A 2,267-nucleotide genomic window follows, 5' to 3' on the forward strand; every position below is an offset into this window, starting at 1 on the left:
CGACGGCCGGTGGGGGAGCGGGCAGCGCGGCCGGACCGGACGCGGCGAACGCCTCCCGGGCCGGAACGCCCTCCGGGGCCGCGGCGGAAGCGTCGTCCCCGGCCGGTGCGGCGTGTCGGGCGGCGTGCGCCACGCTGCGCACCTGAAGCTCGTCCAGCAGCTCGCGCTCCCCGCGCCCGCGCATGAGCAGCAGCAGATACGGGTCCTCGTCCAGCAGCCGGGCGACCTGGTAGCACAGCGCGGCGGTGTGCGGACAGTGGTCCCACGCCTCGCACGCGCACTCCGGCTCCAGGTCGCCTATCCCCGGCAGCAGGTCGACGCCCACGGCGGCCGCGTCCTCGACGAGCTGTGGCGGCATGTCGCGGTCGAGCAGCGCGGCGATGTGCCCCGAGCGCTCCGCGACCACCCCCAGCAGGCGGTCCCACTCGTCGTCGTCCAGCTCCTGGAGCAGCACGTCGGAGCGGTACGGGGTGCGGTCCCGGTCCCGTACCACCGCGGTGATCCGCCCCGGCCGTACGCACACCGCGCCGACCGCGCCCTCGCGCGCGTGCTTGCGGCCGCGCTGGAGCTGCCCGTTGTCCAGCGCGGTGTCCTCCAGGGCCTTCAGCCAGGCCCGGCCCCACCAGGTGCGGGCGAAGCCGCGGCCGTGGGCGGGCGGCAGGGCGGCGAGGGTGCGCTCGGGCCGGCCGTCGGGCGTGTCCTCGGTGGACGCGTTCTCCTCGGCGTATCCGTGTCCGTCGGTGTTCCCGGTACGGCTCATCGCTCGGTCCCCCTCAGCTCCACCAGCTCCGCGAGTTCGGTGTCGGTCAGTTCGGTCAGCGCGGCCTCGCCGGAGCCCAGCACCGCGTCGGCCAGCTCCCGTTTGCGTTCCAGCATCGCGGCGATCCGGTCCTCCACGGTGCCCTCCGTGATGAGGCGGTGGACCTGCACCGGCTGGGTCTGGCCGATGCGGTACGCGCGGTCGGTGGCCTGCGCCTCGACGGCCGGGTTCCACCAGCGGTCGTAGTGCACGACGTGGCCCGCACGGGTGAGGTTCAGCCCGGTGCCCGCCGCCTTCAGCGACAGCAGGAACACCGGTGCCTCGCCGTCCTGGAAGCGCCGCACCATCTCCTCGCGGCGCGCCACCGGCGTACCGCCGTGGAGCAGTTGGAGCGGTACTCCGCGCGCGGTCAGGTGGGCCTCGAGGATCCGGGCCATCTGCACGTACTGGGTGAAGACGAGAACGTTCGCACCCTCCACGAGGATGGTGTCCAGCAGTTCGTCGAGCAGCTCCAGCTTCCCGGACCGGCCGGGGACCACGGGCCGGTCCTCCTTCAGGTACTGCGCCGGATGGTTGCAGATCTGCTTCAGCCCGGTCAGCAGCTTGACGATGAGTCCGCGCCGCGCGAGCCCGTCGGCGCCCGCGATCTCCGCGAGGATCTCCCGCACCACCGCCTCGTACAGCCCGGCCTGCTCCTTGGTGAGCGCGACGGCCCGGTCCGTCTCGGTCTTGGGGGGAAGCTCGGGCGCGATGCCCGGGTCGGACTTGCGGCGCCGCAGCAGGAAGGGGCGGACCAGCTTCGACAGCCGCTCCGCGGCGGCCGGGTCGCTGCCGCTCTCCACCGCCTGGGCGTAGCGCCTGCGGAACGCGTCATGGGTGCCCAGCATCCCGGGCGTGGTCCAGTCGAGGATCGCCCACAGTTCGGAGAGGTTGTTCTCGATGGGGGTGCCGGAGAGCGCGACGCGCGCCTTGGCCCCGATGGTGCGCAGGCGCTTGGCGGTCGCCGAGAACGGGTTCTTGACGTGCTGCGCCTCGTCGGCGACGACCATGCCCCAGGGGCCCGCCTCGGCCAGCCGTTGCGCGTCGAGCCGCATCGTGCCGTACGTGGTCAGGACGAACTCCCCGTCCGCGAGGTCGTCCAGGCTGCGCGCCGTGCCGTGGTAGCGGCGCACGGGCGTGCCCGGCGCGAACCGCTCGATCTCGCGCCGCCAGTTGCCCATCAGCGAGGTGGGGCAGACCACCAGGGTGGGTCCGGCGGCCTCGGGAACGTCCTGCCGGTGCAGATGCAGCGCGATCAGGGTGATGGTCTTGCCGAGCCCCATGTCGTCGGCCAGACAGCCGCCGAGACCGAGCGACGTCATCCGGACCAGCCAGTCCAGACCGCGCAGCTGGTAGTCGCGCAGGGTGGCGGCGAGGGCCGCGGGCTGGGCGACGGGCGGCCCGCCCCCGTCCTCCCCGGGCCGGGCCAGGCGGTCGCGCAGCGCGGCCAGCCAGCCGGTGGCCCGCA

2 protein-coding genes are annotated in these 2,267 nt (G+C 74.1%); both read right to left on the minus strand.

Features of this window, described 5'->3' with window-relative positions; translation table 11 throughout:
• A partial coding sequence (locus EEJ42_RS32125; RefSeq protein ID WP_484422017.1) for an SWIM zinc finger family protein occupies window positions 1-760 on the minus strand: 760 nt, incomplete at its 3' end.
• Window positions 757-2,267 (minus strand): DEAD/DEAH box helicase (locus tag EEJ42_RS32130; protein WP_148082092.1); only part of this gene is annotated, 1,511 nt, incomplete at its 5' end. The genes EEJ42_RS32130 and EEJ42_RS32125, both read right to left, overlap by 4 nt.

Origin of the sequence: Streptomyces botrytidirepellens, assembly GCF_003721215.1 — a bacterium.
Classification (GTDB): Bacteria; Actinomycetota; Actinomycetes; order Streptomycetales; family Streptomycetaceae; genus Streptomyces; species Streptomyces himastatinicus.